Below are 14,787 nucleotides of genomic sequence, written 5' to 3'. Positions count from 1 at the left end.
CCATCAGAAGTGGCCTGACGATAACTTTTGAAAAGGCTGTTTGAAAAGCTGACACCAAAAACTAAAGCTGATTTTAAATGAAAACTATTATCAGTCAATATAAGGTTGAGTTTATAACGCTTGGGTTCTTTTGAGGGCAGGTATTGGCGGGAAACGCTTCGAATAACGGCTGGATAGCAACTGGATATATTGCAGAAAGTCCAAGAACCAAACTTTCAGAGCTAAGCGGTTTTGAATGCAGCTCTAACACTCACATTGGGTAGGGGTCTTGGTTGGCGTCCAGCAAGCTGAGGTAGATCCTGAGCTCAAACTCCAACTGATGGTAATCAGGCTCCATATAGGTGCACAGTTTGTAGAAAGCCTTGTTGTGTTCTTTCTCCTTCAAATGTGCCAACTCATGCACCACCAACATTCGCAAAAAGGCTTCGGGTGCCCGTTTCAGGCGAGAGGAGATACGGATTTCGTTCTTGGTCTTGAGTTTGTGTCCCTGCTTACGGGCGGCGTAGGTATGCAGCCCCAGCGCCTGATGGCTGAGGCTGATCTTGTCGTCAAAACACACTTTGGCAAGCGGGTTTGATTGACGCAGATAAGTTTGCTTCAGCGCTTGGGTATAGTCCCAAAGCGCTTTATCACTGCGGATCTGGTGTAGCTCGGGATGGCGTTTTCGCAGGTATTCTCCCAGCTTGCCCGTTTGGCTGAGCTGCTGAACTTGCTGCCTGATCTCTTCGCTGTAATGGGCCAGATAATCAAAACCGCTCAAGGGGTTAGACCTTCTTGTAGATCCGCATTTGCAAAAAGGCGTAAGCGGCTTCGAAGGCGTTTTGCTGGAACTTTTTCAGCTCCAGGCCGCTGAAGTCCACTTGTGGTGGATTGCGTTTAAGCTGCTCTTTAATGTTTTGTGGTGTCAGCAGGGTTACCGGCAACTTACCCAATTGAATGGCCGCCTCGAACTTGAAGCTGGCAGAGCTGCCAGCCAGTTTGCCTTTGTATTCGCGCTCGATAATCACGACGTGCTCGACCTGGTAGTCTTCCATCAGCTTATCGAAAGCGAATTGGAATTCCCGAATTGCTTCCTGACTGGCAGGGTTGCTCAAGGTAAATGAGTGACGGCGGCAATCGGGAACGTTGAATACGTCCCCCTGGGCGCTCAGCAAACAGATGACGGCTTCGCCGCCTTTTAATTCAACAGCACAAACTTTCATGGTATTCCTTGTGGTTCATCATGCCGCACCGGCGGCTAATGTTAATCTTATGACTCGGAGCCGCTTTCATCGCCGTTATCTACTGGAGCGGGTTTACGCCTCATAGGGGCATCGCCCACATCCACCCCGGTAATAAAGCGCTTGTCTCTGCCTGACTTGGTCTTGCCCGGTTTAGCCGCTGTCTTGCTGCGGCCCTTGGGCTTGCTGGCCTTGGCGTTCTTGGGTTTGTTGCTCTGGCGCTTGGGATCGGCCAGGCCACTGAATTTGGGTTCGAGCCCCTCAAGGGTACTGAGCTCGAAGCGGCGACCGAGAAAGCTCTGCACCTTCTTGAAGTTGAACCAGTCCTTGGGGCCCACCAGAGACAGGGCATCACCCTTGGCGCCGGCGCGGCCGGTACGACCGATACGGTGGACATATTCTTCGGCAAACTTGGGCATGTCGAAGTTGACCACCAAGGAGACATTCACCAGATCCAGACCGCGGGAGGCCACATCGGTTGTCACCAGAATTTGCTGCTGGCCGCGGCTGAACTGATCCATTATCTGGTTACGGGCGCTTTGGCGCAGTTCACCACTGAGCGCCACGGCGCTGTAGCCCTCTTGTTTGAGCTTTTCGGCTAATCTGTCGGTATCCTGGCGGGTGGCGGTGAAGATGATCACCTGGCGCTGTTGTTCGCGCTTTAGCAGTTCAATCAGCAGCGTCTCTTTATGATCCAGATGGTCACAGAGGAAAATACGCTGGTGTATGTCCTGATGCTCGGCATTGGCGGCGCCAATGGCCACATGCTGTGGGTCATTGAGCAAGGTGGCGGCGATATCATTGACCTCTTCATGTTCCAGAGTGGCCGAGAACATCAGGGTCTGCCGCCGTCTATGGTTGGCGGCGTCGTTGATCGCCTTGAGTTGAGGCGCAAAGCCCAGATCCAGCATACGGTCGGCTTCGTCAAGAATAAGCAGTTCAAGCCCTTCCAGATACAGATGGCGTTGTGACAGGTGGTCGGCAATCCGTCCCGGGGTGGCGACGATAAAGTGTGGATCCCGCGCCAGGGCCTTGGCCTGATCGTTGAAGTTTTCTCCGCCAAGCACACTGATGGCTCGATATTGGGTATTGGCAACCAACAGACGCAGCTGGGCGTAGACCTGGTTGGCCAGCTCACGGGTCGGCAGGAGTATCAGTACCCTGGGATCACGCTTACTGAGCGCCTTGGTGGAGATCACCCTTTGCATTGCTGGCAACAAAAAGGCCAAGGTCTTTCCCGAGCCCGTCTTGGATGAGGCCATCAGGTCTTTCCCGGCCAGCGCCACGGGAATCGCTTCACGCTGAATTTCGGTAGGCTCATCGATACCCATATGTTTAAGGGTTTGCAGCAGACGCTGATCCAGCGAAAAATCGGAAAAATGCAAAGGTGAACTCCTCAATAAAAACGACCGCACATTATAACGGCTTTTACGGCGCTGGGCATGTATTTAGTCAAAGGAGTGTCGAAACACTTGCGACTTTTGTTCAAAAAAGTCGCAAGTGTGTGGCCGGAGTCCTGCCGGATAAAATCTGGAGCAGTACTGGCTTCGGGTGTATGCTGCCTTGGCTGTCTAAGCTTAGGCTGCGTGACTGGTAGAAAAATATAAAGGAGAGAGGATGACGCAGAGTCATAACCCTTGTATTGGTATCGCGCTGGGAAGCGGCGCCGCCAAAGGATGGGCCCACATAGGTGTACTCAAGGGACTGGCAGCCATGGGGGTGCATCCGGCTAAGGTCGCCGGTTCATCCATAGGAGCCCTGGTCGGCGCAGCTTATGCTAATGAACGCCTCGAAGAGTTGGAAGACTGGGTACGCAGCTTTTCCAGTTGGGATGTCTTGGGGTTGATGGATATCAGTTGGGGCCGGGGAGGGCTCATCAGTGGTGACCGGGTATTCAGCGCCATTCAGGACCGCATCGGCGATCTCTTGATCGAAGAGCTCAAATACCCCTTTACTGCGGTATCGACCGATCTTTATTCAGGACAGGAGATCTGGTTCAGCCGAGGCGATTTGCGCCAGGCCGTCAGGGCTTCTTGCTCCATGCCGGGGATCATGTCACCTGTGCGTCAGAACCATCGTTGGCTGGTGGATGGCGCTGTGGTTAACCCCATCCCAGTGTCTGTGGCCAGATCCATGGGAGTTGATCTGGTGATAGGTGTCGATCTGCATGGGCACAGACGAGAGCAGTTGCAAATGGTACCTGTGGCACTCAATAGTGCAGAGCCTCAGGCTCAAGGACGGGATATGGCACACGCCTCAGAGAGTGGCTTTATGGATCTGTTGGCCAAGGGTAAGGATTATATTTCCGGTTTGACCGACAAGTTTTCCCTCGGCAACAAGGCCGAGCCTGGGATGCTGGCGGTGATGTCGCAGTCGATGGATATTCTGGAGCAGCGTCACAAGCGTGCACGCTTGATGGGGGATCCACCGGATATCTTCATTGTTCCCAAGGTATCGGACATAGGTACTATGGAGTTTCACCGTGCCGGTGAGGCGATTGCTGCCGGTGAGAAGGCGGTGCAGCAGGCTTCACATCTGATTGATGCGGCGTTGGGGCGGCTGTAAAAGGCATTGCCTGCAACTGATACGTGTGGGCACACTTCCTGCATAGTCAGCACATCATCAGCATCAGGGTATTTCAAGGCGTTTTTTTGACTATTTCCAGCTAGTTAAGGCTAAAAAACGCACAGTTGAATATCTATATGACGGAAAACTGACATGCAGCCTATCCATTCATCAGTGGATCCCAGATTGTCCGGGGTTGATGCCTACGGCGTCAATAATCGTCTTACCAGCGGCAATGGTCTCTCGGTTGTTGATACTGAAACAGTCAATGACAGCAAAAACCAAAGCCAGAACTCGGCCAAAATAGGTCAAGATAGTATCTCTCTTTCCAGTGAGGGACGAAGAGCCGCTAGGGTACAGGAACTGGCCAAGGAGTTTTTCGGCTCTGGTCAGTTCAGTAGTGCCGATTTACCTAAACTCTTGGAACGGCTCTCCGATGAAGGCTTTTTATCGGAAAAACAACTTGGCAGATTGCAAAGCAGTGGTTTGATGGGGGTTGATACTAAGGATAACGCCAGCCTCAAGGAGTTTATTCAGGGGCAGATTGGCCTGCTCAGACAACAGGCCAGCCAAAGCCCTTTACTCAATGCGCTTAAAGGGGCGGACAACCTGATGGGCAATATGGGAATGATGTATTCACCATCAATCTCCTTGGCGGCCAATAAGGTTGCGGCACAGTTGGATACCCTGCTTAAGGGAGAAAATCAAACCGCCGAGAGTGCAGGGAGCAACAGCAATAAGCTAGCGGCCAAGGCCGACTCCGCATTGCAAGATCCACAGCTGTTATCGCGGCTGAGTGGCGTCAGCGCTTTGATGCGTACCGCTGCTGCAGTCGGTAGCCAGCAACAAGCCAGTGGGCAAATCAACAGTTATCTGGCCTTGGCAAAAAGGTAAATTAGGCCCGCCGACTTAGCTTTCGTCCAGGTCCGGGTCAAGGGAAAAATCTCAACAAGTTGTGCTCGTTGGCACTAATCCCAAACTCTTATTCATCATCTCCAATACCATGATCCAGATCATGGTATTGATGGCGGATTTGTCGCTTAATCTCCACATATTGTGCTTGGTTAATAAAACACCACTATATATGGTGTTAAATAAACAACATGGAGACTAATAAAATGCCGGTAGTGATTAAGCGGGACGGGTGCCGTACTCAGTTCGATGAGACAAGAATAAAGGATGCGGTGCTGGCAGCCTCGAGCCACTGCGGTATAGAAGATGAGGACTATGCGGCGACCGTTGCAGCCTTGGTGACTCAGGCCGTGGCTGACAAAGCCGAGGTCAATATCCAGGAGCTGCAGGACAAAGTTGAAAATCTGCTGATGGAAGGCCCTTACAAACAAGTGGCCCGCAGTTATATTGAATATCGTCATGATAGAGACATCTGCCGTGAATCCAGCAGCCGTCTGAACCTGGAGATCCGTGGTCTGGTCGAGCAGAGCAATGCGACTCTGCTCAATGAAAACGCCAATAAAGACTCCAAAGTGATCCCCACCCAGAGGGATCTTTTGGCCGGTATCGTCGCCAAACATTATGCCAAACATCATATTCTGCCCAAGGATGTGGTGGCTGCCCATGAGGCCGGTGAGCTCCACTATCACGATCTCGATTATTCGCCCTTCTTCCCTATGTTCAACTGTATGCTGATCGATCTCGGTGGCATGCTGACTCATGGCTTCAAGATGGGCAATGCCGAGATTGAGACACCAAAATCCATCTCCACGGCGACGGCGGTTACTGCACAGATCATCGCCCAGGTCGCCAGCCATATCTATGGCGGCACCACAATCAACCGCATAGACGAAGTGCTGGCGCCCTTTGTGGCCAAGAGCTACGACAAGCATTATCAAACGGCACTCAAGTGGGGGATTACCGACGCCAAGGCGTTTGCTACCGAACAGACCAAGAAAGAGTGTCACGATGCCTTCCAGTCACTGGAGTATGAGGTCAATACGCTGCATACCGCCAATGGCCAGACACCTTTTGTGACCTTCGGTTTTGGTTTGGGTACCAGTTGGGAGTCACGGCTGATCCAAGAGTCTATTTTGCGGATCCGTATGGAAGGTCTGGGCAAGAACCGTAAGACAGCGGTTTTCCCTAAATTAGTGTTTGCTATTCGCGACGGCATCAACCACAAGGCCGGCGACTGCAACTACGATATCAAGCAGTTGGCGCTCGAGTGTGCCAGTATTCGCATGTATCCGGATATTCTCAACTATGAGCAGGTGGTCAAGGTTACTGGCTCGTTCAAGACTCCGATGGGCTGCCGTAGTTTCCTTGGCACCTATGAGGAAAATGGCGAGTTGTTGCACGAAGGCCGTAACAACTTAGGTGTGGTCAGCCTGAACTTGCCGAGAGTCGCGCTGGAAGCCAAGGGGGATGAAGCCGAGTTTTATCGTATTTTGGATCAACGGCTGGCGATGGCCCGCAAGGCGCTGGATACCCGTATCGAACGTTTGGCCAACGTCAAGGCCCGAGTGGCGCCCATTCTTTATATGGAAGGGGCCTGCGGCGTGCGCTTGCGTGGGGATGATAATGTTGCCGAAATCTTCAAAAACGGCCGTGCCTCTATTTCTCTGGGCTACATTGGCCTGCATGAGACAATCAACGCGCTTTATGGTACAGACACTCATGTGTTTGATGATGAGGTTTTACGGCAAAAGGCCGTGGCTATTGTTGCCTACCTCAAGGCGGCCACTGTGCGTTGGAAAGAGGAAACCGGTTATGGTTTCAGCCTTTACAGCACCCCGAGCGAGAGCCTGTGCAGCCGTTTTGCCAAGCTCGATGCCAAGAGCTTCGGTCTGGTAAAAGGGGTCACCGACAAGGGCTATTACACCAATAGTTTCCACTTGGATGTGGAGAAAAAGGTGAATCCTTACGACAAGCTCGACTTTGAACAGCCGTATCCCGAGCTCGCTAGTGGGGGGTTCATCTGCTATGGCGAATACCCCAATATGCAACACAACCTTGAAGCGCTTGAGAATGTCTGGGACTACAGCTTTAACCGTGTGCCTTACTATGGCACCAATACTCCAATCGATGAATGTTACGACTGTGGCTTTACCGGTGAGTTTAGCTGCACCAGCAAGGGCTTTACCTGTCCCAAGTGTGGCAACCATGAGCCAACTCGAGTATCTGTGACCCGCAGGGTCTGTGGTTATCTCGGTAGTCCGGATGCCAGACCTTTCAACCACGGTAAGCAGGAAGAGGTCAAGCGTCGGGTTAAACACCTATAACGACAAACTGGTTTTAAGGAAGGGGTGAAAATTGCTTCCTTCCCTGAATAAAGGCGCCCCACGGGGCGCCTTGTGGATATAAATATGAACTATCATCAATATTACCCCGTGGATGTGGTTAATGGACCTGGTACCCGGGTAACCCTGTTTGTCTCCGGCTGTGAACATCAGTGCCGGGGGTGTTATAACCAGTCAACCTGGGACCCCCGCTCCGGGCATCCTTTCGATGGGGCGATGGCCGACCGGATCATTGCCGATCTCAACGACAGTCGGATCCCAAGACGTGGGCTATCGCTCTCCGGTGGCGATCCTCTGTTCCCGGGTAATCTTGACGCTATCAAGGCCCTGTTGTTAAGAGTGAAGGAAGAGTGTCCTGGTAAAGATGTCTGGCTCTGGACCGGTTATCGTTTGGATGAACTCAGTCCGGCGCAACAAGCCTTGTTGCCACTTATTGATGTGTTGGTGGATGGCAAGTTTGTGCAGGAGCAAGCGGACCCCTCGTTGAGGTTTCGTGGCTCGGCCAACCAGGTGATACACCTTCTTAAAGAGTCTCAACAAGCACAAAAGTGAAAACTGGTTAACACAATTGCTTTTTCCTGCTAAAAAACCCCGTCACCTCGGCTTGAGTTACTGCTATACTGCTGTCCGGCACAGCAACGGCAACCAGGCCGTCCACTCTCAGAGTGTCAGGATTTTGTAAGGTAACAAAATGAATTTGAAGCAGGAGCTGCAACAGCTCAACGATAAGTTGGATCAGTATCGCCGTAAATTGGCTGCAGCAGAACAACGCGGTGACGGTCCTATTATTGCCCAGTTTCAGCGGGAAATCGCCGCTGTGAACAAGCGCATTGCTGCCGTTAAGGGTCAGCAGAGCCGCCAGCTTGGTAAGCAAGGGCAGGGTATCCGTGATTTGCCATTTAGTCGTGAACTCACCAAGGCCGAACAGGCCGACATGGGCAAGCTCAAGAAGTCTGTTAAGGGCTTGGTCGTGGTGCACCCTATGACAGCTTTGGGTAGAGAGATGGGCATTACCGTCGTGACCGGTTTTGCGCCCAAGGCTTTTTAACTGCCGCAGTGACAGCGAATAATAACCAATGAATTCACTTGGGTATTCCGGTTGGTCAAAAAAACGCATAGAATGACCGACCTGAATACTGAGCACGCTTCACTATTATCTTGATTTTGAAGGATGTTAACCGTCTCAGGGAATGAGAGCAGTCGTTAAGGTTAATTCATGTCTATTAAATTTATCGCCACCGCCAAATTGCCAACCCCTTGGGGGGTGTTTGCCATGCATGGTTTCGAAGATACCGAAACGGGTAAAGAGCATGTGGCACTGACTTTTGGTGAGCTCCAAGCCGATAAACCTATGCTGGGACGGATCCATTCGGAATGTCTCACCGGAGATGCCCTGTTCAGCCTGCGCTGCGACTGCGGCTTTCAACTACAGACCGCGATGCAAAATGTTGCCGAAGCCGGGCAAGGCTTTATTCTCTACTTGCGCCAAGAAGGTCGTGGTATAGGGCTGTTGAATAAGATCCGTGCCTACAAGTTGCAGGACGATGGCGCCAATACAGTGGAAGCCAACGAGCGCTTGGGTTTTCCGGCCGATATGCGCAAGTACGATATGATTGCGCCGATGCTGGAAAAAATCGGTGTCCATCAGGTTCGGCTGATGACCAATAATCCTCGCAAAGTGAAGGCGATGAAAGAGCTTGGCATCGAGGTCATCGAACGTGTGCCACTGCAAGTGGGCAAAAACCGTTATAACGAAGCCTACCTGAAGACCAAGTCGACCGAACTTGGCCATATGATGTCTGAGTATCATTTTACTGAAGACCATCAGGACTGAGTCATCAAAGATGAATCCATAGGGGAAGGCTAAAATGAGTAACGGCTTGAGTCGCTTACTGAAGATAACTTCCCCGTGGCTGCTCCTGTTCGCGGCATCAAGCATTGCCGCAGAGTCCCCTGGCCATGCCCGGCCGCCTGACAACTCCCACTATGCCTTTGGCAGCTATCTAGGTAGCGGGGTTTATCGTGCGTCTGAGCAGGATGCCACTGTCATCAGCTTACCGCTGGACTTTACGCTGGAGCAGAGTGAAGACTCGGAGTTCTTGCTACGCCTGCCTATCTCGGTGGGCTTTTTCAACTATAGCCTCGAAGATGCCGGTGAGTTTGAGTTGCCTTCCAGTGTCGGTACCCTGACTGTGACACCAGGCTTTGAAAAGCGTTGGCGCCTGGATGATAACTGGCGCATTGAGGCCTATGGCGATCTCGGTTTTGGCAGTAATTTTGACCAAGGCGGTAATGTCGCCATCATGGCTGCCGGCATCAGTGGCTTACGTCATTTTGAACTGTGGCAGGCAGATTCTTTGTGGGTGACCCGGTTGAAATTTGCCGCCTACAGTGAACGGGCTTTCAGCATTAGCCAGAGCTTTTCCGTATTGCAAACCGGGGTGGATGTTGGCTTGCCCTATCGCTGGTCCTGGCGGGGGCTGCGGATACAGCCTCGGATATTTGCCTTGGGCTACTGGTACTTTGATCAGCTACAGTTTGCCGGCGATCTCAATCGGGATACTCTGGTGTCCGGCAGTATTGAACTGGGCGCCACCCTGGCTCTTGCCAAGCCAGTGCTTGGCATAGACAGATTGGGGCTCAGCTATCGCAGCGGTGATGGGCTGGAGATCTGGCGCCTGGTGTTCAGCATGCCAATCTAAACGACATCAACCCTTGTTGGCAGCATCTTCATCTTGTTTGGCTTTCTCATTAAGCAAAGAGACCAGTTGGCCGCTGACGGCAGCTATCTGATCTTGCAATAATTTGCGCTCTATTTCGGCAGCCTCTGAGTTATCGCCATTGAGTTGTTGCAGTTCCTGTTGTAACTCCTTGAGTTTGTCCTGCAGCTCTTTAATCTTCTTGTCAATGTCTGACATACCCGAGGTCTCTTCCTCGGCGGCTTTCTGCGCCTTTGATGTCTGCGCTGAACTATTTTGGTGCAGCTTGCCACCTAGATCATCGGCCAGCGCTTGGCGCCCAGCAGAAGAAATATTCACTTTATCTTGGCTGTTTGAGCTTATGGCACTGTTTTCTTGCACTGTGTCTTTGGCGGCCACATTAACCTCGCTCAGGCTTCGGGAACCGGTTCCCTGAGTGACCTGTTGACCTAAACCTGCAATGTTCATTGATAAACTCCTTGGTGACAGTAATTATTGGCGCTGATAGTCGTGAATAGAGTATCGACTCCCAAGAACAGAACTTTAACCGTATTAAAATTAAATTTGTATAAAATATAGCGGCTTGCGTGCTGTATTTGCTTTCGTTAATTGAGTTATTTACCCCAGATATGGGCATTAGTTTGTGGTTTGTCGGCACTGGTTTTTTTGACTGGCTTGGCGTTGATAGCAGGCGCTGAACTGCCCAGCAAATGAGGCGGAATGGGCAAGCCTTTGCTGGTTAGGTAGAGGCGCTCCAATTTTTCCCTGGCCCATTGGGTCTTTCGCAAAAAGGTCAGACTCGATTTAATGCTGGGATCATGGCTAAAGCAGCGCACCCTTATCCTTTGTGCCAGGCCATCAAAGCCGTACTGCTCAACCATCTCTGTGAGTATCGTCTTGAGTGTCAGGCCGTGCAGGGGATCTTTATTGGCTTGAGGGGAATTGGAAAATGTCATCAATGAGCCTTGGCATGTGGTGATAAGAAGCGGCAATAGTATAGCAGCTTTAATCACTAAGCCTTAAAAGTTCGATGCGCAAGTCGATTTGTCGGTTCAGTAAGTCTCATGGCGGAACCAATGGGGCGGGCGATTATTCAGTTGTAGTTCGCTTGGGAGTTTGTGTGCAACCGTTGTGCGTAAAAGACCGGGCCCATTAATGGGCCCGGCGGTCGTGTCAGCGCGGCTTAACGACCGGCGCTGGCCTTGAGGGTATAGTAGCCACCACCATTGTATACCGCCTGATAACCGGCGTTATCCAGCGACTCCTTGGCAATGCCTGAGCGGCGACCGCTACGACAGTAGACAACTACAGGGGTGTCCTTGGCAATGCCCTGTTTGGCGAAGACTTCGACTATCTGCTCAAAGGGGATATTGATAGCCTCTGGCAGGTGTCCCTCGGCGTATTCTTCCGGGGTTCTGACATCCACCAGCATGGCGCCCTGGGCGACCTTGGTCAGCGCCACCTCGGGAACCATCTGCTCGGCGCGAACGCTGAGGCTCAGCAATAGACCAAACATCAGAGTCGTTAGCCACAGGAGTTGGCGTTGGGTACGGGTTACTATTTTCACTTACATTCCTTAATCAGTGGGCCTTGGCCTGTTCAGCCTCCGTTTTCATACCGAATTTACGCATCAGCATGCTGGCAGGACAAAAGCCGGTAAAAGCACTTTGGAATAGGTTAGCGCCAACAAACAGAGTTAGCCATACAAAATTGTGATGGACAGTGGCGGTTAACAGTAATGACAACATCACCATAAATCCGGCAAAGGCCATAGTGGCACGTTCTACAGACATTTTAAGCTCCTTTGGCCGCTTGGGCCTGGTTGATTACTGAGTCGATGCGCTTGCGCATCAGGGCATAGTAAAGTACCGGGATCACCACCAATGTCAGCAGGGTGGAGATCAGGATCCCGAAGATAAGGCTGATGGCCAGACCGTTGAAGATCGGGTCATCCAGAATAAACATGGCGCCTATCATGGCCGCCAGGGCGGTGAGCATAATAGGTTTGGCCCGCACGGCGCCGGAGTGAATGACCGCCTGTTCAAATGGCACTCCGGCAGCGGTTTCCTGGTTGATAAAGTCCACCAGGAGTATGGAGTTACGTACTATGATCCCCGCCAGCGCTATCATGCCTATCATGGAGGTGGCGGTGAACTGGGCGCCGAGCAAGGCGTGTCCCGGCATGACCCCGATAATGGTCAAGGGGATAGGCGCCATAATGATCAGCGGTACCAGATAGGAACGGAAGTGGGCCACCACCAGGAGATAGATGGCAATCATGCCGACCCCATAGGCCAGGCCCATATCACGGAAGGTTTCATAGGTGATCTTCCACTCGCCATCCCAGAGTACGCTGATGGCATCCAGGCCATCGGGTTGGCTGAAATAATGCTGGTTGAAGCCAAGGCCACCTTCTGAGTCGATATCTGCCGCCATTTCAAACATGCCGTACAGTGGGCTGTCGAGCGGCCCGGCCATGTCGGCAATCACCATGATCATCGGGATCATGTTTTTGTGAATGATGGGCGCGTCTATCTGCCCCTTGCGGATTGTCACCAATTCGGCCACGGGCACAGTGCCGCCATGGAGGCTGTCGAGGCGCAGGTTGAGTACTGAAGTCAAATCCAGTTTGTCGGCTTCAGGCAGTTCCAGACGAATGGGCACGGGGCGCTTTTGCATTGGCTTATGCAGTACGTTGATATCCTTGCCGCCGACAGCGGTGGCCACCAGATCCACTATGTTGGCGTAGGGCACGCCCAGCAGACTGGCCTTGCTGCGGTCGATAAGTACCTGCCATTTCTGTTGTGCCGCCGGCAGGAAGATATCGATATCCACCACATCCTCGGTCGTCTGGAACAGGGACTGCAGCTCTCTGGCCGCCTGCTGGCGAATGTCTTGGCTGGGGCCATAGACCTCGGCCACAATCGGCGACCACACAGGTGGGCCTGGGGGCACTTCCACCACTTTGACATTGGCGTTGAAGCCCCGGGCGATTTGCTGCAGCGGGCCGCGTACTGCCAGGGCTATGCTGTGGCTGTCTCTGTCCCTGTGCTGTTTGTCACTGAGATTGACCTGAATATCGCCAAGCTCCTGACTGTTGCGGACAAAGTAATGCCTGACCAGGCCGTTGAAGTTGATCGGGGCATGGGTGCCGGCATAGAGCTGCAGATGCTGCACTTCGGGTACAGTCACCAGATAATCGGACAAGGCCTTGAGGACTTTTTCCGTCTGCTCCACCGGCGTGCCTTCCGGCATATCCACCATCACCTGGAATTCGCTCTTGTTGTCGAAGGGCAACATCTTGAGCACCACCAACTGGCCAACGGGCAGGGCAACGGCCATGCCTATCAGCACAAACACGCCGGCCGCCATGCCTACTCGGGCCTTGCGGCTCTCGAGGAATGGCTTGATAAGCCGGGTAAACAGCTTGAGCATTACAGGGCTGGTGTTGTCGCTATGCCCCTCGCCACCCTTGTGTCTGAGCAGTTTGTGACTGAGCCAGGGAGTGACCACAAAGGCCACCGCCAGGGAGATTAACATGCCCATGCTGGCGTTGATGGGAATAGGGCTCATATAGGGGCCCATCAGCCCCGAGACAAAGGCCATCGGCAGCAATGCCGCAATAACGGTAAAGGTCGCCAGAATGGTGGGGCCACCCACTTCATCCACGGCAGCGGGAATGAGTTCACTCAGGCTGCGTTTGCCCATGGCCATATGACGGTGGATGTTTTCCACCACGACGATGGCATCGTCCACCAAAATACCTATGGAGAAGATCAGTGCAAACAGGGATACCCGGTTGAGGGTAAAGCCCCAGGCCCAGGAGGCGAAAAGGGTAATCGCCAGGGTAATGACAATCGCCACACCCACCACCAGTGCCTCGCGCATTCCCATGGTGAACACCACCAGGATAACCACAGCGGCGGTTGCAAAGATCAACTTGAAGATCAGAGTGTTGGACTTGTCAGCCGCCGTTACGCCATAGTTGCGCGACACGGTGACATTGACATTGTCCGGAATAAGCAGGTTACGGCTCTTTTCCACCTTGGCAAGGATAGCATCGGCCACATCCACGGCGTTTTCACCCGGTTGTTTACCTATGGCTATGGTCACTGCCGGGAAGACGCCTTTAGCTTCTGCTTCGGCGTTGTGACCGTTCTGATGCCAGGCGCCATAGAGGGGGACATCGGCCTTGAGGCTGATATCGGCAATATCACTGAGGAACACTGGGGCGGCCTTGCCTTGGCTGTCATTGTGCACCGCGACCACCAGTTGCTGCACATCCTCCAGCGAACGCAGGAACTGGCCGGTCTGCACCCTGATCTCCTGGTTATCTTGCACCAGAGACACGGGCATGGAGACCGCATTGTTGGCGCCGAGCGCCCGGTTGATGGCATCGAAGCTGACACCATAAAAACTCATTTGGGCCGGATTGATGCGCACATTGAGCACCAACTCATGGGACCCCATGGACTCGACATCTCGGGTGCCGGGAATGCGCTTGAGTTCGGTTTCGAGCCCATGGGCCACATGAGTCAGTTGCTGAGCCGAGACACCGGGATCCTCTGACCAAAGAGTCAGGCTGACAATGGGCACATCGTCTATGCCCATGGGTTTTATCAAGGGATCGCCCACTCCCGCGGCTCTGGGCAGCTTGTCCAGGTTGGAATAGATTTGATTGTAGAGTTTGACTATCGCCTCGTTGCGGGGCACACCCACCTCAAAGATGACGATGATCATAGCGCCATCGGGCTGCGAGAAGGAGTAGAGGGTATCTATGCCTTTTATCTGCGAGATCACCTCTTCGGCCGGCAGGGTAACCAACTGCTCGACTTCGGTCGGTGTGGCGCCGGGGAAGGGGATAAACACATCGGCAAAGGTCACATCTATCTGAGGCTCTTCCTCCTTGGGAGTGACCAAAATGGCAAACATCCCCAGCAACAAGCCCAGCAGGGCCAGGAGCGGCGTAATGGCACTGAGCTGGAAACTGGCGGCAATGCGGCCGGAGATGCCGGTGTTATTTTCGCTGTGATTAGCCATGAGTTCCCC

General features: G+C 52.9%; 15 protein-coding genes. 7 read left to right on the top strand and 8 right to left on the bottom strand.

The window, feature by feature from the left end:
• Positions 1-250 precede the first annotated feature (250 nt).
• Genes K5621_RS12595 through K5621_RS12585 form a run of 3 tightly spaced genes read right to left on the bottom strand, consistent with a single transcriptional unit; the run spans position 251 to position 2,605 of the window.
• Positions 251-760, bottom strand: coding sequence for a M48 metallopeptidase family protein (locus K5621_RS12595; RefSeq protein ID WP_221049403.1), 510 nt, complete (start codon positions 758-760; stop codon positions 251-253).
• A 4-nt stretch (positions 761-764) separates the two neighbouring features.
• On the bottom strand, positions 765-1,202 hold the full coding sequence (locus tag K5621_RS12590; RefSeq protein WP_100145576.1) for a DUF3010 family protein: 438 nt from the start codon (positions 1,200-1,202) through the stop codon (positions 765-767).
• A 47-nt stretch (positions 1,203-1,249) separates the two neighbouring features.
• A complete protein-coding gene (locus K5621_RS12585) occupies positions 1,250-2,605 on the bottom strand; it encodes a DEAD/DEAH box helicase (protein WP_221049402.1) in 1,356 nt (451 codons plus the stop codon).
• 232 nt (positions 2,606-2,837) lie between these two features.
• Between K5621_RS12585 and rssA the strand changes: the two genes are divergently transcribed.
• From rssA to K5621_RS12550, 7 genes are all read left to right on the top strand, one after another.
• Positions 2,838-3,785 (top strand): patatin-like phospholipase RssA, encoded by a 948-nt coding sequence (gene rssA, locus K5621_RS12580; protein WP_100145581.1) that lies wholly within the window; start codon positions 2,838-2,840, stop codon positions 3,783-3,785.
• A 153-nt stretch (positions 3,786-3,938) separates the two neighbouring features.
• A complete protein-coding gene (locus K5621_RS12575) occupies positions 3,939-4,679 on the top strand; it encodes a hypothetical protein (protein ID WP_100145583.1) in 741 nt (246 codons plus the stop codon).
• A 224-nt stretch (positions 4,680-4,903) separates the two neighbouring features.
• Positions 4,904-7,021, top strand: coding sequence for an anaerobic ribonucleoside-triphosphate reductase (gene nrdD / locus K5621_RS12570; protein ID WP_100145585.1), 2,118 nt, complete (start codon positions 4,904-4,906; stop codon positions 7,019-7,021).
• Positions 7,022-7,105: 84 nt separating this feature from the next.
• Entirely contained in the window at positions 7,106-7,591 is a 486-nt protein-coding gene (gene nrdG / locus K5621_RS12565; protein ID WP_100145587.1) for an anaerobic ribonucleoside-triphosphate reductase-activating protein, read from the top strand.
• 139 nt (positions 7,592-7,730) lie between these two features.
• Positions 7,731-8,087, top strand: coding sequence for a YibL family ribosome-associated protein (locus K5621_RS12560; RefSeq protein WP_100145589.1), 357 nt, complete (start codon positions 7,731-7,733; stop codon positions 8,085-8,087).
• Positions 8,088-8,255: 168 nt separating this feature from the next.
• Complete coding sequence (ribA, locus tag K5621_RS12555; protein ID WP_100145591.1) at positions 8,256-8,873, top strand: GTP cyclohydrolase II; 618 nt, start codon at positions 8,256-8,258, stop codon at positions 8,871-8,873.
• 34 nt (positions 8,874-8,907) lie between these two features.
• The gene (locus K5621_RS12550) at positions 8,908-9,741 is read left to right on the top strand and encodes a hypothetical protein (RefSeq protein WP_221049401.1); all 834 of its coding nucleotides are present in this window, start codon (positions 8,908-8,910) and stop codon (positions 9,739-9,741) included.
• Positions 9,742-9,747: 6 nt separating this feature from the next.
• Here K5621_RS12550 and K5621_RS12545 read toward each other — a convergent pair whose 3' ends face one another.
• The 5 genes from K5621_RS12545 to K5621_RS12525 all read right to left on the bottom strand — a co-directional run bounded on the left by K5621_RS12545 (position 9,748) and on the right by K5621_RS12525 (position 14,778).
• On the bottom strand, positions 9,748-10,206 hold the full coding sequence (locus tag K5621_RS12545; protein WP_221049400.1) for a hypothetical protein: 459 nt from the start codon (positions 10,204-10,206) through the stop codon (positions 9,748-9,750).
• A 146-nt stretch (positions 10,207-10,352) separates the two neighbouring features.
• Complete coding sequence (locus K5621_RS12540; RefSeq protein WP_221049399.1) at positions 10,353-10,694, bottom strand: VF530 family protein; 342 nt, start codon at positions 10,692-10,694, stop codon at positions 10,353-10,355.
• A 227-nt stretch (positions 10,695-10,921) separates the two neighbouring features.
• Positions 10,922-11,254, bottom strand: coding sequence for a rhodanese-like domain-containing protein (locus K5621_RS12535; RefSeq protein WP_100145815.1), 333 nt, complete (start codon positions 11,252-11,254; stop codon positions 10,922-10,924).
• 64 nt (positions 11,255-11,318) lie between these two features.
• The gene (locus tag K5621_RS12530) at positions 11,319-11,531 is read right to left on the bottom strand and encodes a YgaP family membrane protein (RefSeq protein ID WP_025011137.1); all 213 of its coding nucleotides are present in this window, start codon (positions 11,529-11,531) and stop codon (positions 11,319-11,321) included.
• Between the two features lies 1 nt (position 11,532).
• Entirely contained in the window at positions 11,533-14,778 is a 3,246-nt protein-coding gene (locus K5621_RS12525) for an efflux RND transporter permease subunit (protein WP_221049398.1), read from the bottom strand.
• Between the last annotated feature and the right edge of the window lie 9 nt (positions 14,779-14,787).

This window comes from Shewanella carassii (assembly GCF_019670705.1).
GTDB classification, from domain to species: domain Bacteria; phylum Pseudomonadota; class Gammaproteobacteria; order Enterobacterales; family Shewanellaceae; genus Shewanella; species Shewanella carassii.
Note: the sequence above shows the minus strand (reverse complement) of the source record. Positions and strands in the feature narration are given on the sequence as shown.